Source organism: Bergeyella zoohelcum ATCC 43767 (assembly GCF_000301075.1).
Classification (GTDB): Bacteria; Bacteroidota; Bacteroidia; order Flavobacteriales; family Weeksellaceae; genus Bergeyella; species Bergeyella zoohelcum.
Genome location: NZ_JH932293.1, coordinates 2,159,053 through 2,174,784, shown reverse-complemented (window position 1 = coordinate 2,174,784; position 15,732 = coordinate 2,159,053). Strand labels below are relative to the sequence as shown.

The following is a 15,732-nucleotide window of genomic DNA, read 5'->3' as shown; positions in this document are numbered from 1 at the left end:
CGTCAATTACTCTTTTTCAAATAAAAATGAATATTTTTTGAAAAAAAATTTTGTGATTCCAATTTTTCTATTAATTTTGTTGGGAAAGATTTCAAAACAATTATGATGAGTGACTACAAAGAACGCCACGAGAATGAAATTTTTACCAGAGTACTAAAAGCTGGTAGAAGAACTTACTTTTTTGATGTCCGTGAAACCAAAGCGGGAGATTATTACCTTACCATTACTGAAAGTAAAAAAACTTTGCATGATAATGGAGAGGCTACTTTTGAAAAGCATAAAATCTATCTCTACAAGGAAGATTTTAAGGCTTTCCAAGAAATGCTAGGAGAATCATGTGAGTTTATCCTTACAGAAAAAGGAGAGGATGTAATTTCTGAGAAGCATGATAAAAATTTTAAATCGAGAAATTTCACCATTGAATCAGAGGAGGAAATTTAAGTAATAAATTTAATTTTATTTTCATTAAAAAACACAAAAGCATCCTGATAGCTTATCGGTATGCTTTTTTTCAATCTATGAAGCATATGAAAAAAAGATTTTTCTGGAGTACGCTATTTATCTTTATAGTACAATTATTTTTCGCTCAAATCAAAGATCCTGTAAAGTTTACCTATGCTATTAATGCTATAGATGATACTACTTATGAAGCGGTATTGAGTGCTAAGCTGGAAAAAGGGTGGCATATTTATTCTCAAGATTTACCCGAAGATAGCGGTATTCCTACTGAGATGCTTCTCTCTTCTAAAGAGGGTATTACCTTGGTAGGGAAAGTAGTAGAAGTAGGAAAAAAACACAGCGAATTTTCCGAAGCCTTCGGAGCTCAAATTGTTTATTACAGTAATTCTGTTCTTTTTAAACAAAAATTTAAACTCAAAAAGCCAGAGGCTAAAGCCACAGTTACTGCTGAAATCACTTATCAGACTTGCGATGATAAAGTATGTTTGGCACCTGTTACTTTAGAATTTCAAAAAACAGTAGAAGGTAAGAAAGTGGAAACTTCCGTAACTACTGACGAGGAAGTTATACCCACAAAGGAAGTGAAAACGGACTCTGCCATTGCAGCTGTGCCAATGGTAAATGAAACCCCAGCAGAAGCTCATGTTACTGCCCCACAAGGACTTAAATTTAGTACGATAGACATTCAAAACCCTTTAACCGATTGTGGGGAAAAGAAAACGGAAGAAAGTGGGCTATGGATGTATCTCTTCCTTGGATTCATTGGTGGTTTGGTGGCACTCCTTACGCCATGTGTTTTCCCAATGATTCCCCTTACGGTGTCTTTCTTTACCAAAGGTTCAAGAGATAAAGCGAAAGGGCGTTCTCAAGCACTATTATACGGATTTTTTATCTTAGTTATCTTCATCTTACTTTCCGTACCTTTCCACCTCATTGATGGTATTGCAGGAAATATTTTTAATGAAATTTCTACTTCGGTAACGCTCAATATCGCCTTTTTCCTTATTTTCCTCTTCTTTGCAGGGAGTTTCTTTGGTTACTATGATATTACCTTACCAAGTGCCATCGCAAATAAATCTTCTAAAGCAGAAGAAGCAGGAGGAGTCATTGGGATTTTCTTTATGGCACTCACCCTTGTCATTGTATCTTTCTCTTGTACAGGGCCTATATTGGGGACGCTATTAGGAAGTGCCGTAACAGGTTCTACAGATGTGCCTATGCTGCTTACTTTTGCCTTGGCAGGATTCGGGCTTTCGTGGGCCATTGTTTTTGGACTATTAGCACTCTTCCCACAGGCACTACAAAGTTTACCCAAATCAGGTGGATGGATGAATACTGTAAAGGTATTCCTTGGCTTTGTGGAACTGGCATTGGCATTGAAATTTTTATCAAAAGCCGACTTAGTAACCAAAACCTTCTTGCTCAAAAGAGAGTTATTTATTGCACTTTGGATACTCATCACAATAGGATTGGTACTCTATCTGTTCGGGGTGATTCGTTTTCCACATGATGATAAAAAAGCAAAAATTTCTACTACTAGAAAAGTGATTGGCTTCCTTGGTATAGGCTTCATCGTGTATTTGGTACAAGGGCTTATCCCTTCTGATAAACCTAAATTACAGTTGCTTTCAGGAATTTTACCTCCTGCTAATGTGAGCTATTTCCATAAAGAAGGAGATGATTTCATGGGAATAAAAATGGAACACGACTTCTTTAAAGCTTTAGAAATAAGTAAAGAACAAAACAAACCTGTACTCATAGATTTTACTGGATACGGCTGTGAAAACTGTAGAAAAATGGAGGAGTTTGTATGGTCAGAGCCTGATATATTACCTATTCTTCAGCAAGATGTGGTACTGGCTTCCCTCTATGTAGATGATAAAGAAAAACTCCCTGAAAATGAACAAACGAGTATAGATATGGGGGGGGGACAGATGAAAAAAATAAAAACCATTGGGGATAAATGGAGCATGTTCCAGCAGTTGAATTTTAATAATAATTCTCAGCCGCATTATGTACTCCTTATGCCAGACGGAAGATTGATTAATCACCCTGTATCTGGCTATATGCCAAAAGAGGACTTCAAAAAATTCTTAGAATGCGGAATAGCGTATTATAAGAAGAATAGATAGTTTCTATTCATTCGTATAGCTCTTTATAGACTAGGAACGAATGAAAATATCAAAGAAATAATCTATAATATATTTCTAAAAAAGAATTCAAAAGAAACAAACGATGGAACTTCTACATCATTATCAAGATATAATATCAAAAGCAATAACGCGTTATCAGTTTAAAGATAAGCCAGAAGAGCTCTATGCTCCGATGAATTATATTATTTCTAACGCAGGAAAAAGGCTCAGACCTATTATGGTGCTTATGGCATGCGAACTTTTTGGAGGGGATATCCAGAAATGTATTAAACCAGCTTTGGCAATAGAGTTTTTCCATAATTTTACATTGATTCATGATGATATTATGGATGAGGCTCCTCTCAGAAGAGGAAAGCCTACGGTACATACGCTGCATGGTATTAATACGGGGATTCTTTCAGGAGATGGTCTTTTGCTTAAGGCGTATAAGTTTTTTGAAGATTTAGAACCTCATATTTTTAAGGCGTGCATCCGTGTATTTACCCATACAGGGCTTTTGCTTTGTGAGGGACAGCAGTATGATATTAATTTTGAAACGCAAGAGAAAGTTACCTTCCAAGACTATATCCGAATGATTACTTATAAAACGGGAGTGCTTGCTGCCAGTTCCTTTGAGATAGGGGCTTTAATTGCGGGAGCAGATTTTAAAGATGCAAAAGCCATTTTCAATTTCGGAAAACATTTAGGCATCGCTTTCCAAATTAAAGATGATTATTTAGATGTATTCGGAGATATGGAGCAATTCGGAAAAAAACAAGCGGGGGATATTTACGAAAATAAAAAAACAGTGCTTTACCTTTTAGCAAGAGAAAATGCCAATGAAGAAGAGCGAAAAGAATTGGATTTTTGGTATGCTAAAAAAACCGATAATGTGGATAAAGTGTATGGAGTAGAAAAAATCTTCCGAAAGACAAAAGCGGATGAAAAGACGCTAAGGTTGATAGAAAAGCATAATGAAATAGCTCATAACTACCTGATGCAGATTAATGCACCTGAAGAAAAAAAGAGACCTTTTATAGAGCTGGCAAATTATCTTTTGAGGAGAGAAAGTTAGAGGTTAGGTGTTAGAAAGTTAAGAAATGATGAGGTTAAAAGCCTCCTGCCTATTGCTTCCTGCTTATTGCCTATTATTAAACATAAAAAAATGAAATTTAGAACAGAAGTTTTTATTTCGGAGCAATCCGTGAAAATTCAGCCCAATAGTGCTATATTGAGTATGGGGTCTTGCTTTGCAGATGAATTGGCTTATGTTTTTAAAAAATCACAATTCCAAATCTTGTCCAATCCCTATGGTACGATGTTTAACCCCTTTTCCATCGCTGAAGCCATAGAAAGAATGGAAAAAAATCAGAGTTACTCTGAAAGTGATTTATTAGAATACAAAGGGAAAATAATCTCTTTAGACCATCATACCGAGTTTGATGGGATTTTCGTAGAAGATGTATTAAAAAGAATTAATGAATCCCTGAAAGCAGCACATTTTTTTCTTCAAAAAACACAGTTTGTTTTTATTACTTTGGGAACCAGTTTTGTACATCGTTTTTTGCCTAAAGATAAATGGGTGGCCAATTGCCATAAAATTCCAAATAAATTCTTTGAAAAACAATTGCTCACAGAACAGCAAATTCGTGAAAGTATAGAAAGAATTATCACTTCTATAAAAAATATATGTACTGATGAGGTGGCGGTGTATTTTACCGTTTCACCCGTTCGGCATACTCGGGAAGGAATGGTAGAAAATCAGCGAAGTAAATCCAGACTCATTTCCGCTCTTCATGATGTGGTAGAACAATATGATACTGTGCATTATCTCCCTATTTATGAACTGATGATGGATGACCTTAGGGATTATAGATTTTATAAAGAAGACATGATACACCCTTCGGAACAAGCGTTTCAATATATTTTTGAGAAATTTAGCCAAGCGTTTTTTTCACCTTCCGCATTGGATTTTATGGATGAAAATATGAAAATTCAGCAAGGATTGGCACACCAGCCTTTGGATGAAAAAAGCATAGATTATATTAATTTTCAGCGGAAATTAAAGGAAAGAATAAAAGCACAACAGGCAAAGGTACAGCACACTATTTTTTCCGAAGAACTCCAAAAACTCCCTTATTTATTATGATAGATACCCATACTCATCTCTATTCAGAACAGTTTGATGAAGATAGAAAAGAGATGATAAAGAGAGCTTTAGATGCAGGTGTAGAACGATTTTATCTTCCTGCAATAGATGCTTCTCATCATGAAAAAATGCTTGCTTTGGAGGCAGAATATCCTGAATATATGCACGCTATGATGGGGCTTCATCCTTGCGATGTTCGTGCTGAAGATTATCATCATGAATTGGCTATTGTTAAAAAATATTTAGATGAAAGAACTTTCTGTGCCATTGGAGAAATCGGCATTGATTTGTATTGGGATAAAAGCACTTTTGGTATTCAGAAAGAAGCATTTGAACAGCAAATTGATTGGGCAATAGAGAAAGATATTCCTATAGTCATCCACAGCCGAGAAAGTACAGAGGAAACGCTGGCGATTTTAAATGCTAAAAAACATCCTAGACTCAGAGGGATTTTTCATTGCTTCTCAGGGAATAAAGAACAGGCAGAGCGGGTGGTAGAGCTTAATTTTCTATTGGGTATCGGTGGAGTAGTTACCTTTAAAAATGGGAAAATAGACCAATTTATTGCCCAAATTCCTTTGGAGCATATCGTATTAGAAACAGATGCTCCTTATCTTGCTCCCGTTCCTCATAGAGGAAAGAGAAATGAGAGTGCTTTTATAAAACTCGTTGCCGAAAAACTCGCTACGCTTTATCAAAAACCATTAGAGGAAATCATCGCCCAAACATCAGCTAATGCCAAGAGGGTATTCAGGTAAGGGAAATATGTTTTGTATAAAATGCGTGGAATAGTTCAGTGATTTCTATTCCACTTCGTTTTTTAGTACTTTTTTTGCTACATTTCCCACGGTAAGCCCTTGTACTACAATGGAAAAAAGTACTACGATATAGGTGATTTCTAAGAGTACATCTTTAATTTCTCCTGCACTATTGGGAATACTCATGACTAAAGCAATGGAAACGCCACCGCGTACACCGCCCCAAATCATGGTAATAAGAGCCCCATTAGAATAGGTATTTTTTCTTAAAATAGTACGGGCAGGAAGTTTTATTGCCAGGCTCCTTGCAATGAGGCAAATGAAAATAGCTACCCCTCCCAGTAACAACTGCTTTTGTAAATCAGGGAGCATGAGCAGTTCAAAACCGATAAAAAGGAAGAGTATCGCATTGAGTATTTCATCAATGAGTTCCCAGAATTTACTCAGATAATCCCTCGTAGTTTCCGTCATTGCTACTTTTTTGCCATAATTTCCGATGATAAGTCCAGAAATAACCATGGCCAAAGGAGAAGAAAAATGCAATTGTTTTGCCAATAAAAAACCGCCCATCACAATGGCTAAAGTGATGAGTACTGAAAAATTATAATCATCTGTTTTCTTCATGATGTTGCTGGCTAGAAACCCTAGCGTTGTCCCTAGAAGAATTCCTCCTCCTGCTTCTAAGAGAAATAATTTAGAAACGGAAAAAAATGAAGCATCAAAATGTGTATCCGTTGCCATTTTGAGTACCACGGCAAACATTACTACCGCCACACCATCATTAAAAAGAGATTCGCCCGTAATTTTTGTTTCTATCATTTTAGGAACTTTCGCTTCTTTCAGAATGCCCAGTACTACAATGGGGTCTGTAGGGGAAATGAGCGTACCGAAAAGTAAACAGTAGATAAAAGGAATATGAACTCCTAGTAAAGGAGCCGAATAAAAAAGTAATCCTGCAACAATGAAAGCGGAAAGTACTACCGATATAGATGCGTAGGTAAGGATAGACCATTTGTGCTCTTTGAGGTCAGAGAAATTAATATGCAAAGCCCCTGCGAAGAGTAGAAAATTCAGCATAGCCCCCATAAGTACCTCTGTGAAATCAAAATCTTTGATGAGGTCAAAAAACTCTCTTGTGGTTTCTGGAAAATAGGTGTTTCCGAAGAAACGAATTCCTAAAGATACTAATACCGCAATAAGCATAATTCCTATGGTATCAGGAAGCTTTAAAAACCGAATATTGAGGAATGAAAATACTGCTGCTAATACAATGAGGATAGAAAAAGTATAATATAACTCCATAAATTTCTGAAAACGAGTGTGAAAATTTTGATTTTCGCGAAAATAAGGAAAAATAAGGATAATAGGAAATAATTTGTTCTTAGATGAGAATGCCAAAATGATCTATCGCTCATTCATTCTATTGAGCTTAAAGCTATATACGCATCGCGTAAATTCTATATTTTTATGTGGGTTCAATTTCTAGAAATTTCGTAAGTTTGGACAAATTAAATCTATGAAACACATTTATTCATTTTTGGCACTCGTATTCACAGCATTGCTCGTGGTTCAATGTAAAAAAGACGAAACTCCTGAGCTGGGAAAGATTAAAATAGATGGCGTGGGCATGTCCATTGTTTCAGCTAAGCTCACTTCTGCAAAAGCACAAAATTCTACGGATGATAACATCCATGCTTTTCATTTTTACATTAAAGATGAAGATGCCGAGAGAGAAGTGAAAATAGTGCTTTCACATCCGTACAACTACACGAATATTGATGGGGACTATAATATCCTCAATAATACCAGACAAATGAGTATTACGGACAGCTTTTACTTTGTAAAAAGAGGAAATAGCACGCAGTACTATAGTAATTTGTCCATTGGTCAATGTTCTGTGAAAAAACTTACCGATGGTAAATATAAGGTAAGCTTTGTGATGCAAACTGAAAATGGTCCTATGCTTGCGGGAAATATTCATGGAAGAGTAGAAGTGCAATAATTCTTAATTTAACTAAAACAGACACTCAATCTCTTAACGGTATATGAATTACATTTCCGCAGAAAATCTTTCCAAAGCATACGGTGTAAAAAAATTATTTTCAAACATTTCTTTTCATATTAATGAGGGAGATAAAATTGCTATTGTAGCAAAAAATGGCAGTGGCAAATCTACACTTCTCAAAATTCTTACAGGTAAAGAAATTGCAGATAGTGGAACCATCACCATTCATAAGGATATACAAGTAGTTCTTTTTGATCAGGAAATAGATTTTGATGAAAATAGCAGCATAGAGGAATTTATGATGTCCTTAGATTCTGCTCCTATCCTCGCTCTTAAAAATTACCATAAAGCATTAGTATCTCAAGATGCAGAGGAGATGGAAAAAGCATTGGCAGAAATGGAAATACACCATGCTTGGGATTTAGAGAATGAGATGAAACAGATTCTTTCTCAGCTAAAAATCGAACATCTGAACCAAAAAATGGGAGAGCTCTCGGGAGGGCAAATTAAACGAGTAGCTTTGGCAAAACTCCTTACAGAAACCCGAGTACAGCATACGCATACCCTGCTCATTATGGATGAACCTACTAACCATCTGGATGTGGAAATGGTAGAATGGCTGGAAAATTATCTGAGTAAGCAAAAAATTACTCTGCTCCTCGTTACCCACGATAGGTATTTCTTAGATTCGGTATGTGATATGATTTGGGAAATGGAAGATGAGCAGCTCTATATTCATCATGGTGCTTACGCTACTTATCTGGAAAATAAAATGATAAGAGAGGAAAATCTCCATGCTACAATAGATAAAGCCAATAATCTCTACAGAAAGGAACTAGAGTGGATGAGGAGACAGCCCAAAGCCCGAACTACAAAATCTAAAAGCCGTATAGATGCTTTCTACCAAACCGAGAAAATAGCAAAAACAGATACCCGAAAACAAGATTTAGTCTTAGATTTTGAAATGAAAAGACTAGGAAAAAAGATTTTGGAGCTGGAAGGTATCTCCAAAAGCTATGGTGAAAAAGTACTCATTAAAGATTTTTCTTACCAATTTCAGCGAGGCGAAAAAGTAGGCATCATCGGGAAAAATGGTGCAGGAAAATCTACCCTCCTCAATATTATCCAAGGATTAGAAAAACCTGATGCAGGTAAAATAGATACAGGGGAAACCATTCATTTTGGTTATTTCTCTCAAAAAGGCATTTTCTTTAAAGAAGATGAAAGAGTAATAGATAGTATTAAGGAAATTTCTGAGCATTTTCCTTTAGCAAATGGTAAAACTATTACTGCCTCTCAGTTTTTAAGGCTCTTTTTGTTTGATGACCAAGCACAATATTCACCGATAGCCAAACTTTCGGGGGGCGAAAAAAGAAGGCTTCATCTGATGAAAGTTTTGTATGAAAACCCGAATGTATTGATTTTTGATGAGCCTACTAATGATTTGGATTTACCTACACTTACCGTTTTAGAAAATTTTTTACAAAATTTTCAAGGTACAGTACTCATCGTCTCTCATGACAGGTATTTCATGGATAAAATAGTAGATCATGTTTTGGCATTTGAGGGAGAAGGTAAAATTCGGAATTTTGTGGGTTCATTTACTGAATACCGAGAAAGAAGAAAAGCAGAACTGGCTAATCATGAGAAACCTGTAGCGGTGGAAGAGAAAACGGAAAAACCCAAGACCGCTAAAAAGAAACTCAGCTATAACGAACAAAGGGAACTGGACAAGCTGGATAAAGAAATTCCATTGAAAGAAAAAGAGAGAGCAGATATTCTTGGTTTGCTTAATAATGAAACGGAATATGAAAAAATAGCCGCACTCTCTACGCAATTGGAGCATATTTCCAATGATTTAGAGGAAATGGAAATGCGTTGGCTAGAACTACAGGAGAAAAGTTCATAGAAAGAGAGAGTAAATTAAAAATCATTTTCGGTGAAAAATTCTATAATAGAAAATACCGCCATGTGCCGTAGCATTGGTTTAGCACAATTAGCCCTCGGAAAAACTTATCCTAATCCGATGGTGGGAAGTGTGGTGATGTTTGAAAACCAGTGCATCGGGGAGGGCTTTCATCCCAAGGCAGGGCAGCCTCATGCAGAAGTTTTTGCCATCCGTTCTGCCGTTCAAAATGTACTTCCACAGTCGCATATCTTCGTTACTCTAGAACCTTGTGCTCATTTTGGGAAAACGCCTCCTTGTGCCGTATTGATTATGGATAAAAAAATTCCCGAAGTTACCATAGGTACTAGGGATATTCATCAGAAAGTTAATGGGAAAGGGATTAAAATGCTAGAAGAAAAAGGGATTACGGTTCATGAATCTCACTTCAATGAAAGTTGCCAAGAACTGAATAAGAGATTCTTTACCTATCATGAAAAAAAACGACCATATATCATACTTAAATGGGCCCAATCTGCAGATGGATTCATAGATAAAAATGGAAAACCTTTTGCCATAAGTAATGGCTTGGTGAAACAATTTGTCCATACACTGAGGAGTCATGAACATGCCATTATGGTGGGTAAAAATACCGCTTTGAATGATAACCCCTCGCTGACTACCCGAGCGGTGAGCGGAAGAAATCCTACACGCATTATTTTAGATAGAAAGCTAGAGATTCCTAGTCATTACACTATTATGAATGATGAAGCAGAAACGATGATTATCAATGAAGTAAAAGATGAGGTACGAGGTAATATTCGTTTCGTTCAGGTTCAAAATATAAAAAATTTACAAGAAGTTTTTGAACAATTGTGCTCACTTGAAATTCAGTCTGTATTGATAGAAGGTGGAAATCAGTTGCTCACGGCTTGTATTGCCCAAGGTTTTTGGGATGAAGCTATCGTGATAAAAAATCACCATTTGAATTTGGAAAAGGGAACTTACGCTCCGAAAATAGAAGGCACTCCAGTGGCTAAAAAAGCGTTTAGGGATAATGAAGTGCTGTTTTATCAGCATTGATTTCTACTTGAAACCCAAACGGAATCCTTATCTTTGTGCCGAAAAATAATGAATATGCACAAAGCAGGATTTGTAAACATTGTAGGGAAGCCTAATGCGGGAAAATCTACTTTGCTCAACCGTTTGATGGGAGAAAAACTCGCCATTGTTACCCAAAAAGCTCAGACCACTAGACATAGAATTTTTGGTATTTATAATGAAGACGATTTACAAATCGTATTTTCAGATACTCCTGGTGTTTTAGAACCGAAATATGAATTACAAGAAAAAATGATGGATTTTGTAAAAGATTCTTTGCAAGATGCAGATGTTTTCTTGTTCATTGTGGACAGTACGGATAAAAGTGAACCATCTGAATTTTTGATAGATAAACTCAATAAAATTCCTGTACCTGTACTTATTTTGCTCAATAAAATAGACCGTTCTAATCAGGAGCATCTTAATACAATGATTGATGAATGGCATAAGCGAATTCCTAAGGCAGAAATTCTACCTATTTCGGCATTAGAAGGCTTTAATACAGAATATATTTTACCCAAGCTGAAATCTTTGCTTCCAGAAAATCCCCCTTACTATGATAAAGACCAATTTACAGATAAATCAGAAAGATTTTTTGTAAATGAAGCCATCCGTGAAAAGATTTTACTTAATTATGAAAAAGAAATTCCCTATTCTGTAGAAGTGGTTACCGAACAGTTTAAAGAAAATGAAGGAATTATTTTCATTGATACAGTTATTTATGTAGAAAGAGAAACGCAGAAAGGCATTCTCATAGGTCATAAAGGAGAGGCAATAAAAAAAGTAGGAACGCAGGCGAGACTCGATTTAGAACAATTTTTCGGTAAAAAAATTCACTTAAACCTCTTCGTCAAGGTAAAAAAAGACTGGAGAAAAAATGAGAGAGACCTTAAAAACTTTGGGTATAGATGATTTTTTATTATTGATAATCAATATAGTATATATTTTTTTAGAAAAAAATATTCAAAAATATTTTTAATTGAGAAAAAAGTCTTATATTTGCACCACTGAAAACGAGAGATAATCTCTTGGAGAGATGGCAGAGTGGTCGAATGCGGCGGTCTTGAAAACCGTTGACTGTAACAGGTCCGGGGGTTCGAATCCCTCTCTCTCCGCAAAAATCCCTGTAAGTAATTAACTTACAGGGATTTTTTATTTGTTTTGGAAAATGAACAAAAAATTGGAATAAATTGCCGTGTTTTCAAAACAAACGATGAAATTTTCCAAGTAATATGCTTGTTTTTTTTAAGCATATACCAAGAATCAATAGTTCTATTGTTGTTAATTTTCTTAAAATCAATTGTTTTTTTGATCGATTATTGATAAGAGTGAGGTTTAATTTTGTTTTATAAATACCTATTTCTGCGTAAACTTGATAATTTTTCATATCTTTGTCTTTGACAAGTTTTTAAAGAGTTGAATACTTTAATGTCTTCATAGGCTTTGATGTCTATTATACCATTTGAAGATTTCAACCAAATGTTTAATGACAGGCAAAGGATTAGAAAAGAGTTTTTAAAACTTAACCTCTAAGTATAGTTCACTTTTGTTTGCTTTGAATAAGTTTATTTATGTTTTTTCTCGATACCAAGTAAAAGACCACTAACCCAATAAAAATGAATCAAGAAAAATTTTTAGAATATGTACAGGCAGAAAATAAGGTGGAGCCTAAAGATATGATGCCTGAAGATTATAGAAAATTATTAGTTCGTCAGATTTCCCAACATGCACACTCTGAGGTAGTAGGGATGCTTCCAGAGGCCAACTGGATTACCAGAGCTCCTTCTTTGAGAAGGAAAATGGCTCTTTTGGCAAAAATTCAAGATGAGGCTGGGCATGGGCTTTACCTCTATGCAGCTACGGAAACACTTAATGATGGTACCCTGCATGCAGATAGAGATGCTACCTACAATGATATGCTTGCTGGAAAGGCGAAATATTCTAGTATATTTAATTATCCCGCACTCAGCTGGGCAGACATCGGAGCCATTGGTTGGCTAGTAGATGGTGCGGCCATTATGAACCAAGTGATGCTTATGGGGAATTCTTACGGTCCTTATTCTAGAGCGATGGTAAGAATTTGTAAGGAAGAATCTTTCCACCAAAGACAAGGCTATGAAATCCTAATGACCCTTTGCCGTGGTACTAAGGAGCAGAAACAGCTTGCCCAAGATGCACTGAATAGATTTTGGTGGCCAGCACTCATGATGTTCGGGCCGAATGATGATGCCTCTCCGAACTCGCAAAAATCCATGAACTATCGTGTGAAAAGAGAGTCTAATGATTCACTTAGACAGCGTTTCGTAGATGTTACCGTACCACAAGCGGAGTTTTTAGGACTTAAAGTGCCTGATGAAAACTTGAAGTTCAACGAGGAAACAGGACACTATGAGTTTTCAGATTTGCCATGGGAGGAGTTTTACGAAGTACTTCAAGGAAACGGACCTTGTAACAAAAAAAGATTAGAAACCAAAAGAAAAGCACAGCGAGAAAATGCTTGGGTAAAAGAAGCCGCATTAGCATACGCTCAAAAACAAAAATAACAATAAACGATAAGAGAAATGAGTAATTTAGATATGTGGGAAGTATTCATCCAGACCAAACCAGGGCTTTCCCACAAGCACGCAGGAACAGTACAAGCCGCTACAGCGGAAATGGCACTCCAAAATGCCAGAGATGTATATACCAGAAGAGGAGAAGGGACTTCTATATGGGTGATTCCTAGTAAATTCGTGGTGACGAGTGAGGGTATGGATAAAGAAGCATTTTTTGATCCTGCTAATGATAAACTCTATAGGCATCCTACTTTCTATCAGATTCCGAATGATGTAAAAAATATGTAATCCTAAGTGTGAGTGGAACAATGAAAAATTATATATTAAAACTGGCAGATGATAGCCTTATCATGGGGCAAAGATTAGCGGAATGGTGTGGTAAAGGACCTTATCTAGAGGAAGATATCGCATTGATTAATATTGCTTTGGATCAGCTTGGGCAGGCGAATAACCTCTATAACCTCGCGGTGAAACATTTCGCTGATGGGAGGAGCATTGATGATTTTGCCATGAAAAGAGTAGAGAAAGAATACCTTAATGCTCAGCTGGTAGAAATGCCCAATGGAGATTATGCTCAGACGATTTTAAAGGCTTATTTTTTTGCTACTTATCAGCTATTTCTTTACGAAGCTCTGAGTCATTCAGAAGATGAAGATTTAAAGGCAATCGGTGTAAAATCTCTCAAAGAAGTAAAATACCACTATACTCATACCGAAACTTGGATGCGAATTTTTGCCAATGGAACCGATGAAAGTAAACAAAGACTTTTAGAGGCAATAGATGCTATATGGGAATATACAGGTGGATTATTTGATGAAGTAGAAGGTGAAGAAAATCTTGTGGCTCTTAACCTCATTCCTAGTGCTAAGCAATTGCATGCAGCTTGGACAGCTAAGGTGAAAGAAGATTTTGCCCATTTTGGATTAGAGTATCCTGAGAGTGTTTTCATGCAAAGAGGAAGTAGAAAAGGAATTCATACAGAGTACTTTGGGTATATTCTTTGTGAACTGCAATACATGCAGAGAACTTATCCTGACTGTACTTGGTAAGTGTTTTCTCCCATTTTTGAGAAAGCGTGTTTAGTCATCATTTTATGTACGAACGATATCATTATAAAAAATGAGTGTAGATTTAATTCAACTTCTCAAGACTATTCCTGATCCTGAAATTCCCGTGATAGACATTGTGGAACTGGGGATTGTAAGGGAGGCTAAAATGCTTGATGAGCGGAAGGCAAAGGTGGTGATTACTCCTACTTATTCGGCGTGTCCTGCGATGTTCAATATAGAGGAGGATATCATCACTCTGTTTCAGAAAAATGATTTGATAGCAGAGGTAGAAACACAGATGTTTCCCGTTTGGACTACCGACTGGATTACTGATGAAGCAAGAGAGAAACTTAGAAAATATGGCATAGCTCCACCTGAAAAAGGAGCAGATGAGCATCATCTTTCGGTACCCAAAAAATGCCCAAGATGTGGCAGTGAAGATACCCAGCAGATTTCTAGATTTGGTTCTACACTGTGTAAAGCCAGCTATCAGTGCAATAGTTGCTTAGAGCCTTTTGATTATTTTAAATGTCATTAGATAGTTGGCGTATAGCTACTCATATTGACTTTTAGCGTTCAACCCTTAATTCTTAAACTTTTCAACAAAAAAAATGTATAATCAGTTTGAAATAGAAAGCCATTTTGATGGCAAATTACAAGTAGTATATCTTAATAATCCGGCTACTTATAACGCACTCACGAAACCAGCTTTGGCAGAGCTAAAAGATTTTTTTCATCGTGTGAACAATGATGATGAAATTCGCTGTGTAGCCATTTCTGGTAGAGGAAAAGCGTTCTGCTCAGGGCAAAATCTGAGTGATGCTTTTGTGCAGGGAGAGTCCCAACAAAACGAAAATCTGATTTACAAAATTGTAAAAGATTATTATAATCCTTTGGTCATGGAGATTACGCATTGTAAAAAACCAGTAATAGCCCTGGTCAATGGCCCTGCGGTAGGGGCAGGAGCGATGCTTGCACTCATTTGTGATTTTGTTTTGGCATCAGAGAAAGCTTATTTCTCACAGGCTTTTTCTAATATTGGTCTCATTCCAGATACTGGAGGGACTTACTTTTTACCTAAATTGGTAGGAAGACAGATGGCACAGTATTTAGCATTTACAGGGAAAAAGCTGTGTGCCGATGATGCTTATCGCTTAGGTTTAGTAGCAGAGGTCTTTAGTGAGGATGAGTTTACTACCAAGTCTATGGAAATTTTAGAAAATATGGCGAATATGCCTACTTCTGCATTGAAATTAACTAAAAAGGCATTTGCACATTCCTATGATAATAGTTTAGAAAAACAACTTCGGTTAGAGGCTGAACTTCAAGAAAAAGCTTCTAGAACCGACGATTTTAAAGAAGGGGTTTCTGCCTTTTTAGAAAAAAGAAAACCTCAGTACAAAGGGAAATAATAAAAAAAAGCTACCCTAAAAGGGTGGCTTTTTAGAACATTAGCCATTAGCTTCTAATCCCTAATATCTTATCTTATTTGTGTCTTGTACAACTTTTAAAAAACTTTTTGTGTATTAGAAAACTTTATCTATCTTTGCCTCGTTATGTTACACACAATCAATACATATAAAATTACTGAAAAAAAGTGGGCCAAAAATTTGGTCAATTCAAATGATTGTGTAAACAC

At 36.3% G+C, this 15,732-nt stretch carries 15 protein-coding genes and 1 tRNA gene; 15 read left to right on the top strand and 1 reads right to left on the bottom strand.

The features are described from left to right. The first annotated feature begins 105 nt into the window (after nt 1–105). From HMPREF9699_RS09900 to HMPREF9699_RS09880, 5 genes are all read left to right on the top strand, one after another. Entirely contained in the window at nt 106–441 is a 336-nt protein-coding gene (locus tag HMPREF9699_RS09900; RefSeq protein WP_002664464.1) for a DUF3276 family protein, read from the top strand. 86 nt (nt 442–527) lie between these two features. Beyond that, nucleotides 528–2,591 (top strand): protein-disulfide reductase DsbD family protein, encoded by a 2,064-nt coding sequence (locus tag HMPREF9699_RS09895; protein ID WP_002664463.1) that lies wholly within the window; start codon nt 528–530, stop codon nt 2,589–2,591. Nucleotides 2,592–2,694: 103 nt separating this feature from the next. Next, nucleotides 2,695–3,666 (top strand): polyprenyl synthetase family protein, encoded by a 972-nt coding sequence (locus tag HMPREF9699_RS09890; protein WP_002664462.1) that lies wholly within the window; start codon nt 2,695–2,697, stop codon nt 3,664–3,666. Between the two features lie 90 nt (nt 3,667–3,756). Continuing rightward, on the top strand, nt 3,757–4,740 hold the full coding sequence (locus HMPREF9699_RS09885; RefSeq protein WP_002664461.1) for a GSCFA domain-containing protein: 984 nt from the start codon (nt 3,757–3,759) through the stop codon (nt 4,738–4,740). Continuing rightward, nucleotides 4,737–5,498, top strand: coding sequence for a TatD family hydrolase (locus HMPREF9699_RS09880; protein ID WP_002664460.1), 762 nt, complete (start codon nt 4,737–4,739; stop codon nt 5,496–5,498). Before HMPREF9699_RS09885 ends, HMPREF9699_RS09880 begins: the two co-directional genes overlap by 4 nt. Nucleotides 5,499–5,543: 45 nt before the next feature. On the opposite strand, the gene HMPREF9699_RS09875 is transcribed toward HMPREF9699_RS09880, so the two are convergent. After that, nucleotides 5,544–6,800 carry a cation:proton antiporter gene (locus HMPREF9699_RS09875; protein ID WP_002664459.1) on the bottom strand — a complete coding sequence of 419 codons (1,257 nt, stop codon included), beginning with the start codon at nt 6,798–6,800 and terminating at the stop codon, nt 5,544–5,546. 214 nt (nt 6,801–7,014) lie between these two features. Between HMPREF9699_RS09875 and HMPREF9699_RS09870 the strand changes: the two genes are divergently transcribed. The 10 genes from HMPREF9699_RS09870 to HMPREF9699_RS09825 all read left to right on the top strand — a co-directional run bounded on the left by HMPREF9699_RS09870 (nt 7,015) and on the right by HMPREF9699_RS09825 (nt 15,505). After that, a complete protein-coding gene (locus tag HMPREF9699_RS09870; protein WP_002664458.1) occupies nt 7,015–7,500 on the top strand; it encodes a hypothetical protein in 486 nt (161 codons plus the stop codon). 43 nt (nt 7,501–7,543) lie between these two features. After that, complete coding sequence (locus HMPREF9699_RS09865) at nt 7,544–9,412, top strand: ABC-F family ATP-binding cassette domain-containing protein (RefSeq protein ID WP_002664457.1); 1,869 nt, start codon at nt 7,544–7,546, stop codon at nt 9,410–9,412. Between the two features lie 60 nt (nt 9,413–9,472). After that, entirely contained in the window at nt 9,473–10,471 is a 999-nt protein-coding gene (ribD, locus tag HMPREF9699_RS09860) for a bifunctional diaminohydroxyphosphoribosylaminopyrimidine deaminase/5-amino-6-(5-phosphoribosylamino)uracil reductase RibD (RefSeq protein ID WP_034986247.1), read from the top strand. A 54-nt stretch (nt 10,472–10,525) separates the two neighbouring features. Beyond that, nucleotides 10,526–11,401 (top strand): GTPase Era, encoded by an 876-nt coding sequence (gene era, locus HMPREF9699_RS09855; RefSeq protein ID WP_002664455.1) that lies wholly within the window; start codon nt 10,526–10,528, stop codon nt 11,399–11,401. A 118-nt stretch (nt 11,402–11,519) separates the two neighbouring features. Next, nucleotides 11,520–11,604, top strand: a tRNA-Ser gene (locus HMPREF9699_RS09850). Between the two features lie 501 nt (nt 11,605–12,105). Next, nucleotides 12,106–13,032: a 1,2-phenylacetyl-CoA epoxidase subunit PaaA gene (gene paaA, locus HMPREF9699_RS09845; protein ID WP_002664454.1), complete on the top strand. Its 927-nt coding sequence runs from the start codon at nt 12,106–12,108 to the stop codon at nt 13,030–13,032. Between the two features lie 18 nt (nt 13,033–13,050). Next, entirely contained in the window at nt 13,051–13,332 is a 282-nt protein-coding gene (gene paaB, locus HMPREF9699_RS09840) for a 1,2-phenylacetyl-CoA epoxidase subunit PaaB (protein ID WP_002664453.1), read from the top strand. Nucleotides 13,333–13,352: 20 nt separating this feature from the next. After that, entirely contained in the window at nt 13,353–14,093 is a 741-nt protein-coding gene (paaC, locus tag HMPREF9699_RS09835) for a 1,2-phenylacetyl-CoA epoxidase subunit PaaC (protein WP_002664452.1), read from the top strand. Nucleotides 14,094–14,163: 70 nt separating this feature from the next. Next, nucleotides 14,164–14,631: a 1,2-phenylacetyl-CoA epoxidase subunit PaaD gene (gene paaD, locus HMPREF9699_RS09830; RefSeq protein ID WP_002664451.1), complete on the top strand. Its 468-nt coding sequence runs from the start codon at nt 14,164–14,166 to the stop codon at nt 14,629–14,631. Between the two features lie 73 nt (nt 14,632–14,704). After that, nucleotides 14,705–15,505, top strand: a complete 801-nt coding sequence (locus tag HMPREF9699_RS09825) for an enoyl-CoA hydratase/isomerase family protein (protein WP_002664450.1) — start codon at nt 14,705–14,707, stop codon at nt 15,503–15,505. Nucleotides 15,506–15,732: the final 227 nt, after the last annotated feature.

Bases quoted from the DNA above. Each gene is read 5' to 3' on its own strand.
- era (WP_002664455.1), top strand. From the start codon at position 10,526: ATGCACAAAGCAGGATTTGTAAACATTGTAGGGAAGCCTAATGCGGGA.
- HMPREF9699_RS09900 (WP_002664464.1), top strand. From the start codon at position 106: ATGAGTGACTACAAAGAACGCCACGAGAATGAAATTTTTACCAGAGTA.
- HMPREF9699_RS09875 (WP_002664459.1), bottom strand. From the start codon at position 6,800: ATGGAGTTATATTATACTTTTTCTATCCTCATTGTATTAGCAGCAGTA.
- HMPREF9699_RS09895 (WP_002664463.1), top strand. From the start codon at position 528: ATGAAAAAAAGATTTTTCTGGAGTACGCTATTTATCTTTATAGTACAA.
- HMPREF9699_RS09890 (WP_002664462.1), top strand. From the start codon at position 2,695: ATGGAACTTCTACATCATTATCAAGATATAATATCAAAAGCAATAACG.
- HMPREF9699_RS09825 (WP_002664450.1), top strand. From the start codon at position 14,705: ATGTATAATCAGTTTGAAATAGAAAGCCATTTTGATGGCAAATTACAA.
- HMPREF9699_RS09865 (WP_002664457.1), top strand. From the start codon at position 7,544: ATGAATTACATTTCCGCAGAAAATCTTTCCAAAGCATACGGTGTAAAA.
- paaA (WP_002664454.1), top strand. From the start codon at position 12,106: ATGAATCAAGAAAAATTTTTAGAATATGTACAGGCAGAAAATAAGGTG.
- paaC (WP_002664452.1), top strand. From the start codon at position 13,353: ATGAAAAATTATATATTAAAACTGGCAGATGATAGCCTTATCATGGGG.
- paaB (WP_002664453.1), top strand. From the start codon at position 13,051: ATGAGTAATTTAGATATGTGGGAAGTATTCATCCAGACCAAACCAGGG.
- ribD (WP_034986247.1), top strand. From the start codon at position 9,473: ATGTGCCGTAGCATTGGTTTAGCACAATTAGCCCTCGGAAAAACTTAT.
- HMPREF9699_RS09870 (WP_002664458.1), top strand. From the start codon at position 7,015: ATGAAACACATTTATTCATTTTTGGCACTCGTATTCACAGCATTGCTC.
- paaD (WP_002664451.1), top strand. From the start codon at position 14,164: ATGAGTGTAGATTTAATTCAACTTCTCAAGACTATTCCTGATCCTGAA.
- HMPREF9699_RS09880 (WP_002664460.1), top strand. From the start codon at position 4,737: ATGATAGATACCCATACTCATCTCTATTCAGAACAGTTTGATGAAGAT.
- HMPREF9699_RS09885 (WP_002664461.1), top strand. From the start codon at position 3,757: ATGAAATTTAGAACAGAAGTTTTTATTTCGGAGCAATCCGTGAAAATT.